This window comes from Paenibacillus sp. FSL H8-0457 (assembly GCF_038051935.1).
Taxonomy (GTDB): Bacteria; Bacillota; Bacilli; order Paenibacillales; family Paenibacillaceae; genus Paenibacillus_AQ; species Paenibacillus_AQ lautus_A.
Window position 1 is genome coordinate 322576 of record NZ_CP150293.1, and the last position, 25661, is coordinate 348236.

Consider the following 25661-nt stretch of genomic DNA (forward strand, 5'->3'; position numbering starts at 1 on the left):
AATGCTCGACTCCTTGTTTCGAACGAACCCAGGAGTTGGGGAGAAGCTGGCAGCTACGCTCGTGGCGGAACTTGGAGACATTCAGCAGTTTGAGAACCCGAAGCAGCTGGTGGCCTATGCCGGACTGGATCCGGGGGTGTTTAGTTCAGAGAAATTTACATCATCCAGCAACCGAATTACCAAGAGGGGCTCTAAGCGTTTGAGGAGAGCCTTGTTTTTATCCGTACAATGCAGTCTCAGACGAAGTGAATGCTCCAAGTTGAAACTATTACGACAAGAAAAAGAAAGAAGGCAGCCTTACAAGGCCGCGGTGATTGCTTGCGCCAACAAGCTACTTCATCACATCTATGCGATCCTAAAGAAAGGTGAGCCTTACCATAGGTAATTCCACATTTATCCGTCAACTCTCCGCGACAACGGAGGGGTTCTTTGCTGTTCTGTAAATAACTATACCAGCAAACTTTAAATTATCCAAGCCCGGGTGCTTGACAAACATAAGCTGGTTTTTGTTTTTCTCATATAGGTTCTTGTTTTAATTGAGGAAATGAATTTTATCCAGAGTCGATTAATAAAATTTCTTTCTAATTAGGAATAATTCTATAATTTATTCGTCTTTTTTAAGTTTAGGATCTTGCCATCCCATTATTGGAACTAAGTTTAATAAGTACAGTTTCCAGCTTACAAAATCCCCCCCTTTATAAATTAACTACAAAATAAAAAAACAATAACTAACAAGAAATCCGAAACGTTAAATAATATGATATAAAGATTATTCATGTAATTTATTGATTGTTAATTATAAAAATTGTAAATAAAGCGTTTACAATAACTTTTCTAATGATATAATATAGTTAATCTAGTTATGAAAGGAGGGTGAGGCATAAATCATTTTAAAAATATATAAATTCTGGAGGTAGTTATGAAATCTAAAAAAATTGTTTTGCTAACTATTATTTTTTCTTTTATATTCTCCACTCAAGTAACTGCAGCAGATTATCTGTTTCATACTGAAGGGTATGGTTACGCTAGTTGTCCTGAACCTGCGTCTTCATGTAATGACTATTATTCCAATCATTTTGAAGCTACTTTCATTGCGAGTGGACAACCTGGACAAAGTCAGTGGTTTGTAGATAGTGCACAATCTCGTTTAAATCCTACATACATCAACCAAAATGGTGACCAATGGACGACGGAAAATTTTAGAGTGTATGGAAGCGGAGCAAACATCGCTCATGAAAATAACACGTACCGCAATAATAGAAACACGGGATACACATGGCAAACATTTAATCCTGATGTAAATGTACCGCAGAAAAATAATATGGTCTGGTTTTACTATTATTACCAACTAAAATATCCGAATGGATCTAATGCTGAATTGTGGCATCCGATGAGGAACCGAGTGAATTTTTGACAGGAGGTTAAAAAATGAGAAAATTGAGATCAATTGTACTGCCGATAATTACACTAATTGTATTTATAGTTGTAGCACCTTATTCTTCTGCTTCAGAGAAAAACATTACTAATAATAAGTCAAAATATATTACATTCACAGAAACATACTGGAGAAGTAGTCCTTCTACCATATTATTGTCAGGTGAAGGGGAGGAAATCATACAAGAAGATCTCAAGGGTGAGTATGTCACGACAAAATACGAGGTATGGTTTAACAAACTAGGCCACTATCGATTTAATGTAATTGAAGGCTTAAACGCTGGAGATTATGAGGTTTGGGATGGAAAAAAATTGTATCAGTATAACAAATTAACAAATGACATTGTAGTTAGAGATTATTCTAAAGATAAGGTAAAACCAATTCCCCATCTATTTTTAAGTGAAACAATTTCAGAAAGAATAAAGGCAGATATTATGAATGGGAGATTACTGACTGAGCAAAACTCAATAAAAATCTCAGAATTCATTAAAGATGGAGTGGAAGATAATAAAAAAACTAAAACAGAAATTACATTTGATAAGGATCAAGATATAGTGTTGAGGAGTATATATAGTGTCAACAATATCATTACTCACTCATTGATAATTGATGATTACAAGACAGACATTGAGTTTAATGAATCGTTACTTTCAATTCCCACACATGTGTCCGTGGTTGAATTAAAATAGTTCTTATAATATGCACTCATTAATTTAATTGAGTGCATATTATAATTTGATCGGGATTACTACAACAGGAGGTGCTGTGATGAGAAGAAAGTGGATTCTTGGTATTATTTTGATTTTTCTAATGTCGGGATGTTCTACAGATAAGACATCCACGGAGAGCATAAACAATTCAGAAAAACCGAAGGTATTAAAAACAGTTGACTATAAAATTGACAATATGAGCCGGCAACGATCAGAATATCACTATACTGAAGATGGTGCGTTAGTAATTGACTCGGAAATTGACCGTATGATCATGAAGCCGGGCGATATTGTTTATTTTATACCTCCAGAGTTCGAGGGATTTAAAGATAACCCTGATTTTAAATTAGCTGATCATTATATTTCTAGACTTATCGCAAGTGAGGGAGATAGTGTGGAAATAAAAAAGGGAGTAGTTTATGTCAATGACAAAAAACTTGATGGTTTTTACGGTGTGGCAGCAAAATACGGTCTAACTGAGCAGGAATACATTGATAAACAAAAAGAAAGTGACTCAAATTTTAAATTAACTCAGGAAGAAAATGATTTTTTTAATCAGAGTATGGTTAAAATTAAAATTCCTAAAGAACATATATTTGTCTTAGGTGATAATTGGGAAAGAAGTGTGGATAGCCGTCATTTTGGGCCTGTTCCCTTAAAAAATATTCAAGGGAAAGTACTAGGGGTCACGAAGGAATTTTAATTGATAAATTCTATATACTTTTTAACGAGCGATGAGTGATAAAATGCGGTTCCTACACCCGTTACTTGCCGCAGAGTATATAGCTAAATCTAGGTTCAATGACAAAAGTCATCAATCCGTGTGTTCGGGTTGGTGGCTTTTCCATTTGTGGTATAATAACCCGAAATGTCCACATTAACTGAAGATTGGCTGGTGAATTGAAATGAGCGAAAAATTCTGGTTAGTGGTACAGTATCCTCTGAAAAGTGCAAAAGGCAGCCAACGCGACCACTGGTTAAGAGAAAAAGTAATGGAATATTTAGAATTATCTCTGGCGGATGCTGATTTGGGCCATGTCGACGGCTTTGATATGGGGACATGCATTTCCGATCCGAAGAAGTATGCGCTTAATATATTTTGTGTTGTTACGGAGGAAGAACGGGGTATAGCCTTGGTAAAAAGAGTGATAAAAGAGAGTCGGCTTGATTATACTCGCATAAAAATGGCTACCATGCCCTATGGAAAAGAAGAAGAAACCTATACTCTGAAGTATGCCTATAAGAAGGACGTTACCGATTTTTCACTATAGCCTATACGGTGTTTAAATGTCGTTCGGCGAGTTGGTCATAGTGTCTTCGCTTCAATAAATTCACCAGAGCCAGGCCCATTCCTAGTCTAAGGTCTAGGTTCAGATACCCCCTAAGACGGTTATGTCAGCCAAATAACGCGGATATAATGGATTTATAAACTCGGAGCGTGACTTATGAAGCCATAAGGGGTGTTTGAATATGAAGGCAACAGAAGCGACTGCAATGTCGCGGGCAGGCAAGGTGAATTGGGTGCTTTTTAATCCGAAAACCTATGCAACGATTCTCTATTTATTGCTATCTCTCCCGTTAGGGATTATTTATTTTACAGTAGCGATAACGGGACTAACATTATCCATCGGTTTGACCCCGATATTTATCGGAATACCGCTGTTTTTTGGAGTAGCTAAGCTGTTCAACGGGATTGTGATTTTTGAACAAAGCATGATTAGACAAATTTTAGGTTTACCTAATCCTACTGTATCGTATACCTACAATCACCAGTCTGAAGCTGGGCAGAATTGGTTGAAACGAATGGTGAGCGGATTTGACGGAGCGCTCTTTATTCGAAATCTGCTGCTCGTATTACTAAGATTTGTTACTGGCATCGTATTCTTTGTTATTATGGTAACGGTGATTTCACTGGGACTCGGATTGATTGCTCTTCCGGTCGTGCATATCATTTTGATGAATGAATTGCAGCTTGATATTTTGGAAAATAGCTTGTTCAGTTATTTTCATATCGATTGGACCTATAATCAGCAATACCTGCTGTACGTAGGCGTAGGCCTTATCCTGTTCTGGGTCGCGCTGCGCGTTGTGAATGGGCTTATGCAAATTCTGCGCAGAATCATGTATGTGGATGAGCCCTATCAGCAGCCGTCAGTGCCGCCGATGGAAGCACAAATCCATGCGCCCGTTCAGTCGCAATATTACGAGTACCAAGAGGATCACCCCACTCAAGGGATGATGCAGCCAGCCCATAGAGAGCTTTAGAAGCTCTCCCCAAAGCGACCTTAACCGGTCGCTTTTTCGTTTTTGCGTCCGGTTTAAGCCTGAAATACAACCCGATCTACGCCTTGTATCTGCAGCTTTCAGTCGTTCACGACCGTCCCGGATGGATGTTGTCCAAGAGGAAGTGTCATTTCCCCGACCTATAATCATTAACTCAGAATATCGCGGAATGCGCAGGTTATAACAAAATGATTGTTTCGGAACTGTTTTCGCTGCTGATAAGCTGTGGGTGGAATTCCAAAATTTGTTGATTTAAACAAGGACATTTTTTGACAGACAGGGTCCATAAAGCGAGGAGGCTGATAAGAAAGCTCTAATTTATTGCAAGCGATTACAATAGCACAAGTGAATAAAAAAAGGAGGAGATGAAATGAAGAACAGCGTTGCAAAGGTAACCGGCATGGTGTTGTTGTTTTCTCTGGCGCTAGCTCTCATAGCGGGGGGATGGGTGAATAAGACAACGGTCCATGCTGCCGGTCTTTCGATAATCGGCGGCGGGGGCTGGAATGAAACGGCGTATATAGAATGGTCACCCGTGAGTAATGCGGAGGGATACAATGTCTACGTGAAACACGCCAATGCGCCGGATTCCAGCTATCAACAAATGGATAATGAGCTGATCCGGCAATACCCTTCCTATTGGAGAGCAGATGCCGTTGGACTTGCAGCAGGAAATTATGTGATGAAGGTTGAAGCCAGGCTGTCGGACGGTTCAACGGTAAGTGTCGTTTCGAATAACCTATCCGTAGCGCCGCATGATCGATCCGGATTTGCTTTTTCCTCAGACTCGCCATACGGGACTGGCTCGGGTGCCTACAATGATGACGGTACGCTTAAAGATGGTGCACAAGTTATTTATGTGACCTCCGAAACGGCACGAACCGTAACCCTTGATGTGAAAATCAACAGCTCAGGCGGGGTTCAAACGGGCGTGGGGATCGGCGAGATTTTGACGCTAAGACAAAAAGGCCATGATACAACCCCTCTTGCGATCCGGTTTATTGGAAAAGTTACCGATGACGACATGAGCGGACAGCTGAATAGCAGCGGCTACCTTCAAGTAAAAGGCAAAAACGATGACTCGGAAATGAATATGACGATCGAAGGGATCGGAGACGACGCTTATGCTTATGGGTGGGGATTGCTCCTTAGATACGTAGGGAATGTGGAAGTAAGAAACCTCGGGCTCATGTTGTTTCCTGATGATGGAATTTCCATGGATACAGGAAACGTCAACGTGTGGGTGCATAATAACGATCTATTTTATGGAACCGCAGGAGGAGATGCCGACCAGGCCAAGGGCGATGGTTCAACGGATCTGAAAAAAGGATCGACCTATATTACAATCTCCTACAATCACTACTGGGATTCGGGAAAAGCGGCTTTGGTCGGTTTGAGTGAATCGGAGGAATTCTTTGTCACCTTCCACCATAACTGGTTTGATCACTCGGACTCCCGCCATCCGCGAATCCGATTGGCATCGGTTCACATCTATAATAACTTCTATGACGGAGTCTCAAAATATGGGGTAGGTGTGACAACGGGAGCTTCGGCCTTCGTGGAATCCAATTACTTTAGACATGCCAAATTCCCGATGTTGAGCTCCTTGCAAGGTACCGATGCTTTAGGGGAAGGGACCTTTTCGGGCGAAGACGGAGGCGTGATTAAGGCCTATAACAATAGGATCGTAGATGCGGACAGTCTGATTTATGCAAACTCCAATACCGGGACAACTCCGGCAAATGCAACCTCATTCGATGCATACTTGGCTTCGTCAAGAAATGAAACCGTACCAAGCTCGTACAAAGCATTCGTGGGAGGAACGGCTTATAATAACTTCGATACAACCGTCGATACGGGTGTAAATAGCGCCGATATTGATAACGTGAGCGATGTGGAACAGATCGTTACCACACAAGCCGGACGCCTGAATAACGGGGACTTCACCTGGGAATTCAATGATGCCGTTGACGACACATCCTATGCCCTCAATACAGCTCTTATGGCTAAAATAAGCAGCTACACCAGCGGGCTTGTATCCGTAGGCGGGAATTCAACCGGGGCGGAGCCGGAACCAGAACCTGAGCCGTCCACCGGAGAACAAGTTCACAACTTTACAACATCCGGATTGGCAAGCGATTTCTTTCATATTGTAGGGAATCTCTCCACAACCAAGGGAACTGCGGTGTATAACGGCTTAACGCTAACCCAATGTTTGAAAATCGAGAGTTCAACCCGCATTACCTTTACCTCTACGGAAACCGCTACATTAACATTAGTGTTTAATTCGGCAGACGGAACCAAGATCAAGATTGATGGAACGAGTTATCCCATGACGAATGGTATGGTCAGTGTGCCACTTGCTCCAGGAGCGCATACGATTACAAAAGATCATACGACGAATCTCTTTTATATGGAGTTGGAGTAGAGCAGGGCGGGGTTTGTGCTCCCGCGCGTCTCTCATACGAATATAAAAAGCGACCGTGATTCGGTCGCTTTTTATATTTTATCTGTTGATTTGGTTATTGGGACACCATGCATCTGAATGGTAGCTGCTAAGTCGGGAAACTGATATTTATGATTAACCATATTACCGTAAAATCCTCCGCTTTCTTTGGGTTCATCCTAAAATACAAGTCATTATAACGCAGGAATATGACAAGTGCTGTAAAAGCGGTGCGTTTATTAGCATTGTAGAAAGGATGATTTTGCCCTAATGACTCTAACAAAGCAGCAGCCTTTTCGAACACGGTCTGATAAGCCTCCTCCCCAAAAGCGGAGGTCTGAGGGCTTAGTACGGCGGATTCGAGAAACCTGGGTTCCTTTACCCCGATTTGTTCACTTGGACTGTAGCGTTGAATCATCGATACATTAATAGCCATGACTTCTTGGACGGATAGATAACGATTTGATGTCATCTATCTTTTAGTCCTTGCAGTGTTTGATCGTACTCCTCAATAACATTTGTTAAAGTATCCAAGAAGTCTGCACTAATTCCTTCAGGTAATGAAACTCTTGTTGACTTCTTAATTATAATATCTCCTGTTTCCGGGCTAACATCAATGCTGACGTTGTCACCTTGATCCAATCCAATTTGCTTCAAAGCGTCAGTCATGGTTATACCTAAACTGTTGCCGAATTTGGTCACTTTTCGTTCCATCAGAGCCACCCTATTCATAAAGATTCACTCCTTATCAGCACATTCAATCGTTATAACAATTATACAATTATGAAATCGATTTCACAGTCTAACTTTAGCCAACTTCGGAATTCGATTTCGTATCCCATAGTCATCCCCACCATGTTCCTGTACAATGAAGTGAAAATAAACGGGACTGGCGGAAGGGGGTGGCCAGCGTGTCTTTCAGGTTCAAACCGCTTAAGTCCTGGAGTCTTCGTGCTAAAATTTTGCTGATCTTCCTGCTGCTCATTTCGATTCCGCTCAGCCTGCAGGGCGTGGCTACCTACGTGGGTTTCTCCAACTCCGTTGAACGAAGAACCTCCGATTATACCGCTCAATTGGTGGACCAGATCAACCGGAATTTAGACAGGACCCTGATGGAGATGCAGAGATTGACGTTGATGCCTTTATACGATTCGGGGGTATTGTCCATCTTGCGCAAGTACAGGGAGGAGGATAGTCTACATCAGCAGCCTACGGTGGAAGAACGCTCCAAAATGCAGCTTTATATCGCCAGCATGACCTTCGACAGGCCAGAGATTGACAGTATCCAGATTTTCGCCGGAAGCGGTTACACCTTCTCGAGCCTGGCTCCTAGCGCGATCGCTGCCTATACGGACGTGGAGCGGCAGCCCTGGTACCCTGGCGTGGTGGAAGCGAGAGGGGCTTGGGTGCTGCTTCCGCCGCATCGGCCTTCTTACTATCTGGACGGCAATCAAAGCTATTTTGCCGTAGCCCGGCTGATCCGTGAGCCCAATACCAACCGGACGCTCGGGTTAGTCAAAATCGATTTGAAGCAGACCTTGTTCAAGCAGCTTGTCGATAATGTCAGGCTGGAAGAGAACGGCGGCATCGTCGTGCAGAATAGCCGGGAAGAACCTTTCTACACGGCGACCGCAGATGGGGATACGGAGGCGTCCAAGCTGCTTTCGGATCGGATCCTCGGCCTTTCAGGGCGTTCGGAAACGGCCAGCGAGATTCTGCATATGGAGGGCAGCAAGTATTTGGTTGTCTCCAACTATTCCCGATATTCCGATATTAATATCGTCAGCTATATTCCGGTGGCGTCCCTGCTTGTGGAGACCAAGGAACTTCGAAATTTTACGCTTCTAGCCGGCCTGATATGTCTCGTTTTGGCCGGGGCCTTAGCTATCTACTTCTCTTATCGGCTGACCCAACCTCTCGGGACGCTGGTTAGAAAAATGCGACTTGTGGAGCTCGGCGATTTCAAGCAGAGTGTGCCGGTAACTGAGGATGAAATCGGTCGGCTTGGTTCCGGCTTCAACCGGATGGTAGAGGAAATCGACCGGCTCGTCCATGAAGTGTACGTGCTCGGCATGAGGGAAAGAGAGGCGGAGCTAGCAGCACTGCAAAGCCAGATCCAACCCCATTTTATATATAATACACTGGAGTCGATCAGCATGCTTGCCCGGCAGCGCAATAATGAGGACGTCTCGGAAATGGCCACGGCTTTGGGACGACTGATCCGCAGCGCAGTGGAGCAGGACCGAAGCCTCATCCGGCTTGGCGAGGAGCTTGAGACGGCGGAGTCGTATATTCGCATCCAAAAAATGCGCCATGGTTCCAGGCTGCAGGCTATGTTCGATATCGAAGAAGGGTTGGACGATTGCCTGGTTCCGAAGCTGCTGCTCCAGCCGATCATTGAAAATGCGATTATGCACGGGATTGGAGACCGCGAACAAGGGGGCACGGTATACGTTACGGTGGCGCGATTTGAGGATGAGGTGCTGTTGACCGTTCGGGATGACGGGCGGGGCTTGTCGGAGGATGAATTGGCGGCTTTGCAAGCCTCATTGGAAGAGGCCGGGGATGATGTGGCAGCAAAAACTCCGGCGATGCCATTACGGGGTCATGGAGTGGCGCTGAAAAATATTAAACAGCGTTTGCGGTTGATTTACGGCCGGGACTGCGACTTCGAAATCGATGGAAGCTTGGGACAAGGTACGGCTTTTACCGTGACGCTGCCGTTCGCGAAACAAGAAAAGTAGGAGGTCATCCATGATCAAGCTCATGTTGGTGGAGGACGAGGACATTATCCGTAAAGGCATCCGCGATTTGATCGGCCGTGTGGCTCCTGATGTTGAGGTCGTATACGAAGCCGCTCACGGCAAGGAAGCGCTGACTTATCTGGAACGCAATGTGGTGGATGTGCTCATTACGGATATTCGAATGCGGGAGATGGACGGGCTTCAGATGGTGGAAAAGCTGCGGATTGCGGGCCATGAGATGCCGATTGTCATTATCAGCGGTTATGGAGATTTTGTATATGCCAAAAAAGCGCTGCAATTCGGGATCGCCGATTACCTGCTGAAGCCCATAGACCGTAAGGATTTTACGGTTGCATTGGACAAGATTCGGCTAACCTTGAATTCTTCAAATCGATATGCGGGTGGGACTGAGCCTCATAGCGAGGCGGACGGGGGGCCGCCATCCAGCGAGGGGCGCAGGATGATCCGGAAGCTGAAGGCGTATATCGCTGAAAACCCCGATGGTGATTTGCGTCTGCAGACGTTAGCGGAGATGGTGCATTTAAATCCTTCCTATCTAAGCCAGCTCTTTAAGCAGGAAGGGGGCGGCAATTTGTCCGATTATATCGCCGAAACGCGCATCCGGCGTGCCTGCAAGCTGCTGGAGACGACGAACCTGAAGGTTTACGACATCGCCCGTTTATCGGGATATCAAAGTCCGAAGCATTTTATGCTGGTATTTAAACAGCATACCGGAATGACGCCGGGAACCTATCGGGAGTTATACAGTGTGTAATACTACATAACAAATTATGTTATGTAGTTCTTTTTTATGGACTAAAACGGAAATAACCTAAAAAAATCGTACCTTTTCTGAACGTTTAGTGATTTTTTATATGACCATATGTAAATATAATTAACCTCATCACAACCTTAACTTGAACAATGCAGAGGGGGAAGCGGTATATGAAAAAATGGTTGACCGGTTTATTGGCATTAACACTTGGTGTGGGGCTCATGGGCTGCGCCGGGAAAGAACAGCCGAATCATACGCCAGGCGAAGCCAGTGGCGAGAAGGTACTGCTCAAATTCGCGACATGGGGAAATCCGGCGCAGCTTGAGCTGTACAAAGGGCTGACCGACGCCTTCACACAGGAGCATCCGAATATTGAGGTGCAAATTGACACGATCCCGTTTGCGGACTATCAGCAAAAAATGTCCGTACTGGCGGCAGGCCAGGAGCTGCCCGACATTGCCTGGGTATCAGAGCGGATGGTACCGCAATTTATGGCCAACGACATTCTGGCCGATGTCACCGATATCGTTCAGGATGATGCTTTTGACATCGATGACATTATACCTTCGACGCTTGAACTGTTTCGCCAGGACGACAAGCTATATGGACTGCCGTTTTCCACTCCGCCCAGCGTGGTGTTCTACAACGAAGATTTGTTCAAGCAAGCGGGTTTAAGTACGCCGAACGAGCTTGCGGAAAAAGGAGAATGGACGTGGGAAACGTTCGAAGAAGCCGCAAAAACGATCAAGACGAGCGCTGCTTCACCGAACGTTTACGGGGCTAACTTCTTCCGCGATTGGAAGACATGGATTATTCTCGCTTCGTATTCTTGGTCAAACGGGAGCGGACCTTTTAATCCAGAGATGACGGAATACACATGGAATGATCAATACGGGGTTGAAACCTTGGACATGCTGAAGCGCATGATGTTTACGGAAGGCTCGCACCCGAAGGCGGGAGAGCAGGTTAATTTTGAATCTGGGCAAATCGGCATGATTTTCGACAACTATAGCTTTGTATCCAAAGCCAGGGAGATCCAAAATTTCAAATGGAGCATTGCGCCAATGCCATCGGGCTCGAAAGGCAGCGTTCCGATGATGGGTCAGGCGGGTTACGTGCTATTTAAAGAGGGAAAACATCCGGAGGAAGCCAAGGAACTGCTGAAATTCCTTGCCGGCAAAGAGGGTGTGCAGAAAACTTCGGCCTTCTTTGTGCCGCCGCGCCAATCGGTGTTGAACTCGGATGAGTTCCTGAGCGTGGAGGGCAATCCGGATGCCGGGCACATCAAGCAGGCGGTCATCGACGAAATGCCTAAAGCGGTTGTGCAGCCGGGACATATCCGCTGGCAAAACATCGACACGGAGATTTTGACGGGCTTTGACGAGTTATTTGCCGGGCGGGGCGAATCGCAGAAAATTCAGGATGAGGTAAAAAGCAAGGTGGATGCTCTGCTGAGCAAATAGAGGCAGTTACGTTAGGAGGAACGGGCATGAATCGTTTGGATAAAGCATTAAACGAAGCGCCGGGGCTGCAGCTGTTCGTCAGCCTCCCGGCCAATGACATCAAGCTTGCAGAGGCAGCCTTGGCTTCGGGCGCCGACGGATTGAAAGTCCATATCAACGTAGGGCACCGGGCCAGCGGCAATCGTTTCGGCACGCTGGACAGCTATGCCGACATGTTCAAGGACATTCGCTCCCGCTTTATCGGCCCCCTTGGAATTGTGCCCGGAGGCTCGGTGGAAGAGGTAAACGCGGAGGAAATCACCCGGCTCCCTGAGCTTGGCGTCGATTTCTACTCGATTTATGCCTTTCATCATCCTGCTTTTCTTCTGCAGGCCCCGGGATTGGCAAGAACGTTTGCGATCGATAGCGAGTTCGACCGGGGCCTCGTGGAAGGAGGCCGGACCTTCGGCATCAGCGCGCTTGAGGCTTCCATCGTTCCCGGCCATGAATATGGTACCAGGCTTACCCTTGCCGATCTGCTTCATTACCGCTGGCTGGCGGCACACGGCGGTTTGCCGGTCATTGTGCCAACGCAGCGTAAAATCGGCCCGGAGGATATCCCGGCCTTGGCCGATAGCGGCGTCAAGGTGCTGTTGGTCGGAGCGGTGGTCACGGGCAATGAAGCGGAAGGCATCCTTAGGGAGGTTGCCGCTTTACGGAATGCAATCGATCGTCTGTAGAGGTGCCCCACAAGGAGGAAAGCGACATGACCACACTTGAAACGATAAAATCTGAAGGGCCCGGCCGTCCATTCCGAAGGAAGGCAAGGAAGACCAGGTCTTTAAACCGGGGAGACCATTTGGCGGGCTGGCTGTTTGTGCTGCCGATGGTGCTGGGGTTCGTTCTACTGCTGCTTGTCCCGCTCATAATGGCGCTTTATATGAGTTTTACCGATTGGCCGCTGCTGGGTGAGGCCAAGCTCATCGGATTCGAGAATTACCGCACGATTGCGGGGGACGCAGAATTTTGGCGCGTGCTGGGCAATACGCTTTATTTTGCCGCCGGACTTGTTCCGCTGAACATTATTTTGGCATTGCTGCTTGCAATCCCGTTATCAAAAAATATTCGCGGAGCCGGCTTTTTCCGGACATTGATCTTTATTCCGGTTATGACCTCGCTGGTGGTCTGGTCGATTGTCTGGAAGTATATGTTTGCCACGGATTCCGGGTTCATTAACCAGCTGCTGCGTATGATCGGCATTACCGGACCGGCCTGGCTGTACGATACCCGGCTTGCCATGCCCGTTGTTATCGTGACCAGTCTCCTGAAAAATGTCGGTTTGAATATGGTGTTGTTCATTGCGGCGCTGCAGCAGGTTCCGGCGCAGCTCTACGAGGCGGCCAGGATCGATGGCGCAGGGAGAATGCGGATTTTTTTCCGAATTACCGTACCCATGATCACGCCGACGATTTTTTTGACCCTGATGATGACCATTATCGGTTCGCTGAAGGTGTTCGGACAAATTTACGTGATGACACAAGGGGGGCCTTCCGGAAGCACCAAGGTGCTCGTCTACAACATTTGGGAACGAGCCTTTAAGCTGTTCGAGTTCGGATATGCTTCTGCGCTGGCTTATGTGCTGTTTATCATCACCCTGCTGCTTACGCTGGCACAATGGCAGATGAGAAAAAGGTGGGTTCTGAATGAAAGCTAGTCTATTTGCTAAAAGGGGCAACCCGGCAGGCGGGAACCTGTTCCATTATCTGCTGCTGCTTGCCGTTTCCGTGGTCATGATGGCCCCGTTCGTGTGGATGGTCTCTACTTCGCTCAAACAGCCGGCCGATGTGTTTGTTTTTCCGCCGCAGCTGATTCCGTCGCCGATACGATGGGCGAATTATGCGGAAGTGCTGGAGACGATCCCGTTCCATCTGTTTTATGGCAACAGCGTATATATCGCCCTTCTGGTTACCGTGGGCACCGTGCTTTTCTCTTCCATGGCGGGGTATTCGTTCGCACGAATTCCTTTTTGGGGGAGAAGCCTGGTGTTTCTGCTGCTGCTGAGCACGATGATGATTCCGAACGAGGTCATTGCCATTCCGATGTTTCTGTTTATGCGTGAGCTGGGTTGGATCAATACGCATTTACCGCTGATTATTTTGCCTATATTCGGCGCGGGCGGTGTGTTCGGGGTGTTTGTGATGCGGCAATTTTTTCTGGGGATTCCGAAGGAGCTGGAGGAGGCAGCGATGATCGACGGCTGCTCGCGGCTGCGGATTTATTCCACAATCATGTTGCCGTTAGCAAAACCCGCGATCGCCACGCTGATCATTTTCACGTTTTTGACGAGCTGGAACGATTTTTTTGATCCGCTGATCTTTATTAATGACCGTAAGCTGATGACCTTGCCGCTGGGATTATCACTGTTTACCGACGAGTCGGGGACATCGTGGCATCTGCTGATGAGCGCTTCGGTTATGGCGACATTACCACTGCTCATTGTGTTTTTCTTTGCGCAGAAGCAGTTTGTCGAAGGGGTATCCATGACGGGTCTCAAGGAATAGGGGAAATAACGCTTAAAAAGGAGGAGTAAAAAGAGATGGACAGCAGGACACGGATCATGGAGGCGGACGTGGTAGTTATAGGTGCGGGGCCGGCGGGCATTGCCGCCGCCATTGCCGCCGGCAGGCAGGGGGCAAGCGTCATCTTGATTGAACGGTACGGATTTGTCGGCGGGATGTCTACGGCTGCCGGAGTTTATCCTTGGATGACGTTTCATACACAGCGAGGGGAACGGGTCATCGGCGGCATTGCACAGGAAATTGTGGAGCGCCTGATGGAGCGTGGGGGCTCGCCCGGCCATCTTCGCGATACCGTCGGTTTCGTGCATACGCTGACGCCGTACCATCCAGAGATATATAAGGTGCTTGCCGTCGATATGCTGCGCGAAGCGGGGGTGAAGCTCGTCTCGCACAGCTTCGTTGACGAAGTGGGACGTGAAGGCGAATACATCCAGTCCGTGACCCTTACTGGAAAATCGGGGCGAATCAAGGTGGATGGGAAGATGTTCGTCGACGCGTCCGGGGATGCGGACGTCGCTTATCTGGCGGGAGCGCCGACGCTTCAGGGGCGCGAAGGCGACGGGCTGTCGCAGCCGATGACGATGAAATTCCGGATGCGGGGTGTTGACGTGGAGGCGATTCGGAAGGCGATGATTGCTGATCCCGACAACTTTTATCACAAGACGCCGTTTGCCGAGCTAGAGAAGGAGCTTATTCCGCTCACGGGGGTTTCCGGCTTTTATAAGGAGTGGAAAGCTGCCGAGGTCCCGATCAACCGCGATCAGGTTCTGTTGTTTATCGGACCGGAGAAGGATGAGGTGCTGATTAACTGTACGCGGGTACAAGGCTTAAGCGCGACCGATGTCGAGGAACTGACTTTGGCGGAGGAGGAAGGGCGCAAGCAGGTGCTGATGATGGCGGAATTTTTGAAATCGCGGGTGCCCGGATTTGCCGAGGCCTCCATTTCCTCGGTTGCCCCCCAGATCGGAATTAGGGAGTCGCGCCGAATCGACGGTCTGTATCGGTTAACGATGGAGGACGTGGTGACGGGACGACATTTTGAAGACGGCATTGCGCGGAGCGGTTATCCGGTTGACTTGCATGATCCGTCAGGCAAAGGGATCATGGAGGCTACCATCGAGAATGACGGTTCCTACAGCATTCCTTACCGCTGCCTGGTGGCCCGAGGGCCAGTAAATCTGCTCGCGGCAGGGCGCTGCATTTCCACCACGCATGAAGCTCTGGCGACCACGCGCTTGACGCCAAGCTGCATGGCTACGGGAGAAGCGGCGGGCACGGCGGCGGCCCTGGCCAGCAAGGCGGGAATTACCGCGGCGGAAGTCGATGCATCGCAGCTCAGGGAGATACTGCATGCCCAAGGGGCGATTGTGTGAAGAGACGCGGGCTAGAAGAAGCAGGTTGTTGCTACTCTTGATTTTGATTCTCCAATCTGCACTGTTATTTTTTGGAGTCCAGCACATTGAAAGATTAAGTAATGGATATTATAATATTTTCAAACCAACTTTCACCTATTAATGGAAAATAAGTCCTCTAGATGATTAGGGGGCTTTGTTCGTCTTCCTTGGGATTGAGTGAAAAAAGGGCAACTCATTCTCAGCAGACACTTGCTAACAAGAACTCTAGGAATAAATTCTTTAGTTAATTTCATCCTTACTCTTACACAGGAGGTACAAGTAGATGTCCAACATAATCAAAGTCGGTGGGCTTAAACTACTGTTCTTCTGTGCAGGCCTGGGATTCATTCTGCTTGGCTCCGGGTGCGAATCGAAGACGGAAGAAGAGGTGCAACCAGAGGTTGTAAGCGTATCTGCGGAAGAAATGATAGCCATACCTTGGAATGAAGGATGGTCACCGGCCATCAGCGTCACCCCGGGCATCCCGTTTGAACTGAGGGGCAGCGATGAAATAGCGTATGACCTATCAGGCGATACCGACTACTTATGCGTGGAAATCGAGGGCAGGCTTGAAAGCATACGCAAGGCGGGAACCTCAAGGAAAGCGGGAGAGCGTGTTTACTGGAGTCCCCTTTGCGGGGAACCTTCAGCTGATCTCGCCGAAATTGAAGCCTCATGGGTAACCCTCGTGCGGAAGCAGGAGGGATATTCGACCGGATTGGTTCTGGTCGGGATTTCGCCAGAACGGGAGAACGGGAATGGAGGATCGACGTTCAAGGCAAACATCATCGCAAGCTTGGCTTTTCCCCAACAAGACGGGGCTTACCAAGAGATCTCCGACGAGGATTTAAGGGATCTTGAAGCCGAATATAAAAAATAATCCCATCGAATAGTGCTGGTTACGGGATGCTTCGGTATCACATACGATGTCGGCTAGAGTTGCGAAACAATGTAATCCAGGTGACATCAAAACTTGACTAAGCCCGTAGAAGCTTGTGTGTTGTCGTTATCTTCGGGCAGGGGTTCGACTCCCCTGCCTTCACCATGATGAACATCATCCGCATGAGGATGGTGTTTTTGTTTTATATTAATACTATAGGCTAGAGCATGTCGTACAGATGGAGTGAAACCGATGAATCATAGTCATGATGGAGAGGAACCATTGATAACGGTACTCAATATGGATGGTCAGCAACTGACACCATGTTTGCCCCATCGGGCTTGGCGGGAAGTTGAGCGATCGCGGGCTGTCTGGGTTGATGAGCAGACGATCCAATTGCTTTATAATCCGTTCTTATTTCGGGACTATCGCAAAGCTGCACTGAAACGAGATCATCACACTTGTTTGTGGTGCGGACAACACGCCACGACAGTGGACCATATGATCCCCTCAAGCAAAGGCGGCTCGGATCTTCCGTACAACCTGATCGCTTCATGCAGCGAATGCAATACGAAGCGAGGAAACCGTTCTGCACTGTCCTTTCTCAAAGAAAACGCACACGCTGTTCCAAATCTTATGAAGCTTAGCTGGCGTATCTTTATAGCTAAATACAGACATCGTCAATTGAAAAAAAGAGGCACTTAAGTAAAGGCTTAGAATTGTTGTTTTGACCGACCGAAGTCTATGCAGAAATCGTGACGCGCTCATTCATTTTGCCGACATTAAAACTGTGGCCTATGTGGTGTTGTCTTCGGACAGGGTTAAGCTCCCTCGCCTCTCTCATACCGATATAAAAGCGGCCGTGATTATGTTAGGAGGGGAGATAGTTCGGATTAGACAGCGTGCAGGAAATACCTAGAATACAGAGGTAAGTTGGAGAAAGACTTTTCGAAGAAGTGGAATTATCTTCCTTTGTTCAATGAATTTTCATTACCTTTGTGCTTTTAATCACAAGTGATGGGGCATGAGAATGCTAGTTTAGAGAAGTAAACAAGATAGAGCTTCATCATGATATATTGAGAGTAAAAGAAACGGCTCTTTGATACAATAGAGGTATCACCAGGCACAGCTAAAGCAGTCGAAAGTGGAGTTAGCTGGATTAAAGGATTGTTCAAATAATTTTTGAAAGGCGCTAAATCATGAACGCGATATCTTATCGAAAATCCGTGGCATGGGGCAAAGCACTTGGCAGTTTACTGTTTGTGCTGGCCTGCCTGTTTCTGCTGTACGCGGCCTTTTTTATGGATACTTCCTTTATTCGTAAATTTTTTTGTATCACTTCAGCCATAATAGGGATTCCGTTTTTTGGAGGTTATCTGTTTGTCAGCTTGCCAAAGGCGCTGAAATCAGACACGCAGCTGTTGATCTACGATCAAAATTCCATTTCAGATGGAACGCGGACCATGGCCTGGACGGAGATTACAAGTGTCAGCTATAGCGGCCCATCCATTCGGAAGTGGCTGCTTCCGAAATTCCCTGTGCTGATTTTTCATTTGAAAAACAGAAAGACCTGGACCGTGAATACGTATTATTTGTTGACTGATACCGAAATTCAGTCTGTCATGAAACGCCTGCGGGGGTTGATCAGCCGTAACGGGAAGGAAATGAAATAGATCTGATCGAATCAGACTAAGAGAGCACCCTTTCGGTGCTCTTTTTTTGTTTTTCAAACAGACCGTCTTACACCAAGCATCTTCCAAATAAACCCAGCGATGTCTTATCTTGAACTTTGCGCAGTACTAGAATCTCCTCTATAATAATAGGCTAATCTTAAACTGCGTCAGGAGGAAACAATGGACTTTATCAAAAATCAACTAGACGGAAATGGCATGAGCGAACAAACCATTGGATATCTCTCGAATATGATCATGGTCGTTTTTATCGCGGTGGTCTCCATACTGGCCAATTTTATTACCAAAAAAATCGTGCTGAAGACGATTATTCATATCGTCAACAACAATCGGTACACATGGGACAATATCATCGTGGAGAAAAAAGTGTTCCACAAGCTGTCGCATCTTGTGCCGGCAATCATTATTTATTTTTCGGCGTCCATCTTTCCGGCGTACCAAATTCTGATTGAAAAAGCGGCCATGACGTACATGATTATCGTCACCATCACGGTGTTGAATGCGCTGCTTAATGCTTTTGATGACATTTATCGTTCATTTGAAGTTTCCAAAATCCGACCGATTAAGGGATACATTCAGGTGGTGAAAATCGTTTTGTTCATCATCGGCGGCATTGTGGTGATCTCGAACCTCATCGGGCAGAATCCTTTGATCATTCTCAGCGGGCTTGGTGCTCTATCGGCTGTTCTGATGCTGGTGTTCAAGGACTCCATACTGGGCTTGGTGGCAGGCGTTCAATTATCATCCAATGATATGGTGCGTGTCGGCGATTGGATTGAAATGCCGAAATACAATGCGGACGGCGACGTCATCGACATTACGTTGAATACGGTAAAAGTGATGAATTTCGATAAAACGATCACGATGATTCCCAGCTATGCCCTCATCTCGGACTCGTTCAAGAACTGGAGAGGCATGCAGGTATCCGGCGGCCGAAGAATTAAGCGAAGCTTCTATGTCGATACGAGCAGCATCTGCTTTTGCACCAAGGAAATGATTGAGGAATTTCAGAAGATTCACTACCTTACCGATTATGTCACGACCCGATTACACGAAATTAATGCATACAACATCGAGCATCAGATCAATACGGAAAGCAACGTGAACGGCAGACAGCTTACGAATGTGGGCGTATTCAGGGAGTATATCCATCAATACCTGCGGAATCATCCGAAAATCCATAAGGATATGACGCTGATTGTCAGGCAGTTAGCGCCGGGAGATAACGGACTGCCCTTGGAAATCTATGCGTTCAGCAATGATACCAACTGGGGTGTGTATGAATCGATTCAAGCGGATATCTTTGACCATATCTTTGCCGTTGCGCCGACCTTCGGGCTCCGTGCCTTCCAAAATCCAACCGGTCACGATATCGTCCATCTCAAAGAAAGCCCGGAATATTCCCGGGGATATTGAGAACGATTCCGAGGGTAGTTCAACGAGTTACAAGGATTTCACGCGGGAGGAGATTGGCTATCCGTTGTAGAAGCAATGGTAGAACGAGGCTATCGCTCAATCGAGCGCCATTGGTCGGCGGGCGATGCCCTCTCGCTCGAACTCGACATGCCCAGCACAGGAAAGGAGTGTCTACCATTGAACATCAACAATCCGATCATACCCGGCTGGTATGCAGATCCCGAAGCCAGAACGTATGAGGGGAAGCACTGGATTTATGCAACGCGATCCTTCACGGAATATACGATGCAGATGAATCTGGACGCATTCAGTTCCGACGATTTGATCCATTGGGAGAAACATGAAGGCATTATCGAGATGGCGGATTTCCCATGGATATGGAGGGCGGTTTGGGCACCGACCCATATCGAGCACCAAGGGAAATATTATCTCGTGTTTGCATCGAACGATATCCAATCGAACGAGGAAACCGGCGGCTTGGAAATTGCCGTTGCGGACCGTCCGGAGGGGCCGTACAGAGGCTACTTGGGGAAGCCGCTCGTGGATAAGTTCATTCATCAGGCACAGCCGATCGATGCGCATCTATTCAAGGACGAAGATGGAACGATCTATCTGTATTATGGCGGATGGGGGCATTGCAACGTTGCGCGGATGAACGAAGAGATGACGGGATTCGTTCCATTGGCCGACGAAGGTAATGAAATTTTCCGTTCCATTACGCCGGAGGGATACGTGGAAGGTCCTTGTATGATTAAGAAGGACGGACTTTATTATCTGATGTGGTCCATGGGCGGATGGACGAATGGAACCTATCGCGTAGCCTATGGCGTAAGCGACAGCCCGCTCGGTCCATTCAAGAATGAAGGCACGATTCTGGAGCGTCAGGAGCCGATTGCCGAAGGACCCGGCCACCATGGCTACTTGCATTTGCAGGAGAGGGATGAATGGCTTATCGTGTACCACCGGCGAATCATTGGAGACACCGAGCCGGGCCATCGCCAGTTATGCATCGATCGCATGCGGATCGGCAACGGCAAGATTGAGCCGGTCATCATGACTTGATGTAGGGGAATCGATCAACATCCGTGGCCGAAGGTGGATCTGCTGAGCTATAATTCGCCTCCATATACAACCAAATTGAAAAAGCGACCGTAATCGGTCGCTTTTTTGCGTCTTCGTGAGGGTTAGGTGTCAGGAAAATACCGAAAATAATCCGTATGATATAATCTAGTTATATCTTATTTTTATGACCATGGCAGGAGGAAAGAACCCGAAATGGCGATATTGAAGAATGACTGGGCGACATATTTAGAGCAGGAGTTTACGAAGCCATACTACTTACAGCTGCGGGGATTTCTTATTGACGAATATCGGACGAAGACCATTTTTCCCGATAAATACGATATTTTTAACGCGCTGCACTATACGCCGCTGGCCGACACCAAGGTGGTCATTTTGGGCCAGGATCCTTATCATGGACCGGGACAGGCTCACGGCCTAAGCTTCTCTGTCAAAGAGGGCGTCAGCACGCCTCCTTCCTTGCAAAATATGTATAAGGAGCTTCAGGATGATCTGGGCTGCTTCATTCCCAATAACGGCCATCTGATAACATGGGCGAAGCAGGGGGTACTGCTTCTAAATACGGTGCTCACCGTAAGGGCCCATGAAGCGAATTCTCATAAAAACAGGGGATGGGAAAGCTTTACGGATAAGGTTATTGAGACGATCAACCGGAAAAATGAACCTGTCGTGTTCCTGTTATGGGGAAGCCACGCCCAGAAGAAGGCGGAGCTCATTACGAACCGGCAGCATAAACTGATTCGTTCGCCGCATCCGAGTCCGTTGTCTGCGCATCGAGGCTTTTTTGGCAGCAAGCCGTTTTCTCGCGCTAACGAATTTCTACGCAGTATGGGGATTCAGGAAGTGGATTGGCAGATTCCGAACTTGTAAGCGGAAGGAGAGGGCATTAGCGAAACCTCTGCATTCTGCAAGCGATAGTATCTAAACAAAAAACCACATCCGCATCAGGATGTGGTTTTCGTTTACTATTAAGGATGGACTTTTGCTTTTCTAACGGCCCGATTCGAAAGCGTAGGCCCACAGATATCCTTTCGATTCCAATAGAAGGGCATCCGGCCTTTCTTTCGGCTTCATGACGATGCTGTTGTTCGCATTCATGATGTAACCATCATTCACTCGTTCGATGACGATGGGCATATCGAGCTCCATAAACAGCTGACGCATCCGGTAAATCGTATTATACAGATTGGAAATTGCGCGTTTTTCCTCCACGTTCGTCCAGAGATCATCAATGATTCTCCACTTCGGGCACAATTTATTCTCATGCAGCAGCAAATAGTAAAACAGCTCCTCCGTGATGCGGGTAGGCCATTTTACAAGCTGCTCGCCTTTCGTAACGGAAGCTTCCCCATATAACTGGACATCGAACTCCTTCTTCTGTGCCTGCTTGGGTCTCTGGCCGTAATACTTCTGAAGGCGTTCATCCAGCTGCTTCACCATATTGATGGTCATCGGTTTCAAGAGATAATCCAGGGCTTGAACGCGAAAGGCTTGCACGGCATATTGCTGGTGAGCGGTCGTGAAGATCACAGGCACGTCGATCCCATTCTCCACCAAGTTCTGAGCCAGCTGAAGTCCCGTCATTCTCGGCATTTCAATGTCGAGCACGAGTGCGTCCAGATCCAGCTTCGGTATTTCCTGCAGCGCATCGAACGGCGATTCGAAGCAGCCTACAACCTGAAACGGGCCATGCGTTTCAAGCAAACGGGCATGCAGGCCCAGAATCGGTTTCTCATCCTCCACGATAATGATCTTCCACATTACCCTTGTCCCTCCTTCACGGGAATCGTTATTTGAATGGTTGTTCCGTTGCCCGGCGACGAGTGAAGTTCCAGGCTTCCTTGGGTAAGATCATGTACGCGACGACGTACATTCGTGAACCCGATTCCGGCATTGGCGGCCGTTCCCCCCATCAACTGAGCGCACTGCGCGGCCGACATGCCTACTCCATCATCGGCGACGCGTATGTTCAAGCAGGATGCGTGCAAGGAAATGGTGACCTGGACATGTCCCGGACCTTCCTTGTCGAATAGGCCGTGGCGTATCGCATTCTCGACTAAAGGCTGCAGGAGCAGGCTAGGAATCCGAACATGCTCCGCTACAATGGACGGATCGATGTCATAAGCAAAGGTTAAACGTTCGCCGAATCTGGCTTTTTCCACCTCGACATAGGCCTCGATAATCTCCAGCTCCTTCTGCAGGGTGGAGAATTGTCCATCCCGGCTCGTCTCGAAGATATAACGCAGGAATGAGCTGAGCATCGTTAGAAGATAGGCTGCACGCTCCCCATCCGTATAGCAAAAGGCAATGATGTTGCTAAGCGCGTTGTATAGAAAATGCGGTTTAATTTGGGTCTGCAGAAATGCCATTTCATACTCAATCGCCTTCAGCATCGACTGCTTTGTTTGTTCCGCAGCGTTCAAGCGGGCCATCAAGGTCTCTTTGGAAAAAGGCTTCAGCAAATAATCATTGGCGCCGGCTGCAAAAATCATTTCAACATGTCTGGGATATTCGGAAGAAATCATCATCAAGATCGGCAGATCCATTAAGGATGCCTGTATACGGATTTGCCGAAGCAATTCCAGACTATCCATGTCGCCTGGAATGATGTCATCCATGATCATCATCGCGATTTCCGGATGATTCCTGTAGTAGTCAAGCGCTTCTTGAGCCGAATAAGCGATTCGTACCTTGTAAGCGTCCCCCAGCATATCCCTCATGACTTCCGCATGCATCACGTCATCATCCACAATCAGGAGCGTTCCTAACGTCCGATCTTCTGCGTGCGCCGCAGACTGTAGATCGTATTCATGCTCCGCTGCGTTAACCGGCTCTTTACATTCGCTGAAAGCCAGGGTGACCGTAAAGCGAATGCCGCGTTGCAGGCGTTCATATGCGATGCATCCATTCATCTGTTGGACGAGTTCCTCCGTCATCATAAGCCCCGAAGAATGCGGGCGTTCCCGATTCGCTGCCATGGATTCGCCGCTTGACGTCACTCGAAGCAGGACTTCCGTGCCCACCTGTACGGCTTCAATGCTCAGCTGATCATCTACGGTATCGTGAGAGATCTCGGTCATGATTCGGATGAATACCTGCGTCAGGCGCTGCTCATCCGCCCATACGTAAAGCTGCTTCGGAATCTGTTCGTTGATTGCGATCTTCTTCTTCGTGAAGGTAAACTGCATCAGCTGAATGACATGGAGCATGACCATCCGAACATTGGTGGACTTGAGCTGGATCGCGTAATCATCAAACCGAATGCGGGTGAAATCATGCAGATCCCTCAATAAATACACCATGTTCCCCATCAGCTGTTCAGCCAAGTACAATTGCTCGCCTTGCTTCTCGCGATGGGGCTCCCGGTTGATGGACCCCACCAGATGAACGGCATCGTGCAGAGGCCTCTGCAGGTCCTGCGTCGTGACCTTCAAGAAGGCATCCTTCGCATCGTTAGCCTTCTGCAGCCTGGTGCTCAGCTTCTCCGATTCCTCGGCCCGGTTCATCAGGCGTATGCCCAGAAAAACATTCATCGTCATGACAAACCCGACCAGCCCGATTCGGTTCATATAGTTGCGCCCGGTGAAGAATAAGCTGTCCGATGAAGCGCTTATCGCGAATACGGCTAGAAACAGAAGCATTGACATGAGAATGACGGCTTCATTCTTACGGATGTTGATTCGCTTCTTCATCGTCAGATAGAAGATGCGAATAATAATGCCTAGGATTAATCCATCGTTGTAATAAAAGAGCGGATACTGCGTAATCGACATGGTTCTGGCCGGGAGAACCGCATTAAAGAACGCGTAGGCCAGGATCGGCAGAAACAGCAGATACATCGTCTTTCGGCTCATGATGGAAGGAATCATTTTGACGATAAAGACAATCAGCAAGGTGGAGGCCAAGAAGGTCAAGCTGTCCTGCAGGCGAAAATAGAGCTCAAAGGGAAATGACGGAAACTCCCGAATGAACAGCCGCTCTCCTCGCAGCACGATGACCCATGCCAATAGCAGAAAGTGCAGACCGCTGTACAAGAAAGCCTCGTCCTTCGTTCGCAGCATGTAGATCGTGATATGGAACATGCTGAACAGCAGCAAACATAAGGTAGCCGTCCATTCCAAGGAAAGATCCCGCTGTACGTCTTCCTTCATCTGCTCGGCGTCGCCGAAATCGATCGGCAGGACGATGCCGCCTCTCGTGTTATAGAAATTGGAGGCATGAATGGTAATCAGCAGCTGCCGGCCCTCCGGTTTAAAATACGCTTCATAGGCAGGATTGTCTGGGGTTGTCGCATGTTTGGTTGCTGCCACGGTCCCTATTTTCGATAGGGGTACGCCATCAATATAGATGGTATGGGCAGACCAGATATTCCGAACACGGAGACCGATCTCATCGGTCCAGTGGTCCGGCAGGTATACGATTAACTGGTAGGATCCCCACTCGACATCCGATGCCCAGGGACCGGGTACTGAAAGATAATCGGTTTCGCTTGAAAAGTCGGCCGGGTCGACAAAAGATTCGGCGGTGAATTTCCAATCGCCGGCTAGCGATACAAACGGCGAATCCTTGAGCTCTCGCAAGTCAAGCACGCCGTCTACGGCTTTGATATGGACGGCACCCGTATCCCGGTCGCTAAAAATCATATAGAGAATGGCGATTAAGGCGCAAATTGCACCCAGATAACCCATCCATTTCTTCATGTATAGTCACACCCTTATGGACTCTATCATATGGCAAAGATCTCTCAAAAATCTACCTGTCGATAATAGTCGAAATTTGAGAGATT

23 protein-coding genes and 1 pseudogene are annotated in these 25661 nt (G+C 47.7%); 20 read left to right on the forward strand and 4 right to left on the reverse strand.

Going from position 1 to position 25661, the window contains the following annotated elements; genetic code table 11:
* Position 1: 1 nt before the first annotated feature.
* From MHI43_RS01505 to MHI43_RS01535, 7 genes are all read left to right on the forward strand, one after another.
* Positions 2-385, forward strand: a complete 384-nt coding sequence (locus tag MHI43_RS01505) for an IS110 family transposase (RefSeq protein WP_036664864.1) — start codon at positions 2-4, stop codon at positions 383-385.
* 534 nt (positions 386-919) lie between these two features.
* Positions 920-1414 carry a hypothetical protein gene (locus tag MHI43_RS01510; RefSeq protein ID WP_036664863.1) on the forward strand — a complete coding sequence of 165 codons (495 nt, stop codon included), beginning with the start codon at positions 920-922 and terminating at the stop codon, positions 1412-1414.
* Positions 1415-1428: 14 nt separating this feature from the next.
* Positions 1429-2124: a hypothetical protein gene (locus tag MHI43_RS01515; RefSeq protein WP_036664862.1), complete on the forward strand. Its 696-nt coding sequence runs from the start codon at positions 1429-1431 to the stop codon at positions 2122-2124.
* A 79-nt stretch (positions 2125-2203) separates the two neighbouring features.
* On the forward strand, positions 2204-2848 hold the full coding sequence (gene lepB, locus MHI43_RS01520; protein WP_036664861.1) for a signal peptidase I: 645 nt from the start codon (positions 2204-2206) through the stop codon (positions 2846-2848).
* 202 nt (positions 2849-3050) lie between these two features.
* Positions 3051-3416 carry a hypothetical protein gene (locus MHI43_RS01525; protein WP_036664860.1) on the forward strand — a complete coding sequence of 122 codons (366 nt, stop codon included), beginning with the start codon at positions 3051-3053 and terminating at the stop codon, positions 3414-3416.
* Positions 3417-3615: 199 nt separating this feature from the next.
* Positions 3616-4410: a sensor domain-containing protein gene (locus MHI43_RS01530; RefSeq protein ID WP_036664859.1), complete on the forward strand. Its 795-nt coding sequence runs from the start codon at positions 3616-3618 to the stop codon at positions 4408-4410.
* A gap of 388 nt (positions 4411-4798) precedes the next feature.
* Positions 4799-6856 (forward strand): pectate lyase, encoded by a 2058-nt coding sequence (locus MHI43_RS01535; protein WP_036664858.1) that lies wholly within the window; start codon positions 4799-4801, stop codon positions 6854-6856.
* A gap of 71 nt (positions 6857-6927) precedes the next feature.
* On the opposite strand, the pseudogene MHI43_RS01540 reads toward MHI43_RS01535, so the two are convergent.
* A pseudogene (locus MHI43_RS01540) lies at positions 6928-7346 on the reverse strand (type II toxin-antitoxin system death-on-curing family toxin).
* Positions 7343-7606: an AbrB family transcriptional regulator gene (locus tag MHI43_RS01545; protein ID WP_036664857.1), complete on the reverse strand. Its 264-nt coding sequence runs from the start codon at positions 7604-7606 to the stop codon at positions 7343-7345. Before MHI43_RS01545 ends, MHI43_RS01540 begins: the two are co-directional and overlap by 4 nt.
* Positions 7607-7785: 179 nt before the next feature.
* On the opposite strand from MHI43_RS01545, the gene MHI43_RS01550 reads away from it, so the two are divergent.
* The 13 genes from MHI43_RS01550 (at position 7786) to MHI43_RS01610 (ending at position 21745) form a co-directional block, all read left to right on the forward strand.
* On the forward strand, positions 7786-9618 hold the full coding sequence (locus MHI43_RS01550; protein WP_036664856.1) for a sensor histidine kinase: 1833 nt from the start codon (positions 7786-7788) through the stop codon (positions 9616-9618).
* A 10-nt stretch (positions 9619-9628) separates the two neighbouring features.
* Positions 9629-10393 carry a response regulator gene (locus MHI43_RS01555; RefSeq protein ID WP_036664855.1) on the forward strand — a complete coding sequence of 255 codons (765 nt, stop codon included), beginning with the start codon at positions 9629-9631 and terminating at the stop codon, positions 10391-10393.
* Positions 10394-10563: 170 nt separating this feature from the next.
* Positions 10564-11856: a sugar ABC transporter substrate-binding protein gene (locus MHI43_RS01560; RefSeq protein WP_036664854.1), complete on the forward strand. Its 1293-nt coding sequence runs from the start codon at positions 10564-10566 to the stop codon at positions 11854-11856.
* A gap of 26 nt (positions 11857-11882) precedes the next feature.
* The gene (locus tag MHI43_RS01565; protein WP_036664853.1) at positions 11883-12575 is read left to right on the forward strand and encodes a hypothetical protein; all 693 of its coding nucleotides are present in this window, start codon (positions 11883-11885) and stop codon (positions 12573-12575) included.
* A gap of 26 nt (positions 12576-12601) precedes the next feature.
* Positions 12602-13549 carry a sugar ABC transporter permease gene (locus tag MHI43_RS01570; RefSeq protein WP_036664852.1) on the forward strand — a complete coding sequence of 316 codons (948 nt, stop codon included), beginning with the start codon at positions 12602-12604 and terminating at the stop codon, positions 13547-13549.
* Positions 13539-14396, forward strand: coding sequence for a carbohydrate ABC transporter permease (locus MHI43_RS01575; protein ID WP_036664851.1), 858 nt, complete (start codon positions 13539-13541; stop codon positions 14394-14396). The genes MHI43_RS01570 and MHI43_RS01575 overlap by 11 nt, the downstream gene beginning before the upstream one ends.
* 35 nt (positions 14397-14431) lie before the next feature.
* The gene (locus tag MHI43_RS01580; RefSeq protein ID WP_036664849.1) at positions 14432-15787 is read left to right on the forward strand and encodes an FAD-dependent oxidoreductase; all 1356 of its coding nucleotides are present in this window, start codon (positions 14432-14434) and stop codon (positions 15785-15787) included.
* A 304-nt stretch (positions 15788-16091) separates the two neighbouring features.
* Positions 16092-16688, forward strand: a complete 597-nt coding sequence (locus tag MHI43_RS01585; protein ID WP_036664847.1) for a hypothetical protein — start codon at positions 16092-16094, stop codon at positions 16686-16688.
* A gap of 252 nt (positions 16689-16940) precedes the next feature.
* Positions 16941-17393 (forward strand): HNH endonuclease, encoded by a 453-nt coding sequence (locus tag MHI43_RS01590; RefSeq protein WP_036664846.1) that lies wholly within the window; start codon positions 16941-16943, stop codon positions 17391-17393.
* 494 nt (positions 17394-17887) lie between these two features.
* On the forward strand, positions 17888-18361 hold the full coding sequence (locus tag MHI43_RS01595; RefSeq protein WP_036664844.1) for a DUF5381 family protein: 474 nt from the start codon (positions 17888-17890) through the stop codon (positions 18359-18361).
* 180 nt (positions 18362-18541) lie between these two features.
* The gene (locus tag MHI43_RS01600) at positions 18542-19795 is read left to right on the forward strand and encodes a mechanosensitive ion channel domain-containing protein (RefSeq protein WP_036664842.1); all 1254 of its coding nucleotides are present in this window, start codon (positions 18542-18544) and stop codon (positions 19793-19795) included.
* 75 nt (positions 19796-19870) lie between these two features.
* Complete coding sequence (locus tag MHI43_RS01605) at positions 19871-20857, forward strand: glycoside hydrolase family 43 protein (protein ID WP_341283215.1); 987 nt, start codon at positions 19871-19873, stop codon at positions 20855-20857.
* Positions 20858-21070: 213 nt separating this feature from the next.
* Positions 21071-21745 (forward strand): uracil-DNA glycosylase, encoded by a 675-nt coding sequence (locus MHI43_RS01610; RefSeq protein ID WP_036664839.1) that lies wholly within the window; start codon positions 21071-21073, stop codon positions 21743-21745.
* A gap of 120 nt (positions 21746-21865) precedes the next feature.
* On the opposite strand, the gene MHI43_RS01615 is transcribed toward MHI43_RS01610, so the two are convergent.
* Both MHI43_RS01615 and MHI43_RS01620 read right to left on the reverse strand, forming a co-directional pair.
* Complete coding sequence (locus tag MHI43_RS01615) at positions 21866-22636, reverse strand: response regulator (protein ID WP_036664838.1); 771 nt, start codon at positions 22634-22636, stop codon at positions 21866-21868.
* Positions 22636-25575 (reverse strand): histidine kinase, encoded by a 2940-nt coding sequence (locus tag MHI43_RS01620; RefSeq protein ID WP_036664836.1) that lies wholly within the window; start codon positions 25573-25575, stop codon positions 22636-22638. Before MHI43_RS01620 ends, MHI43_RS01615 begins: the two co-directional genes overlap by 1 nt.
* Positions 25576-25661 lie beyond the last annotated feature (86 nt).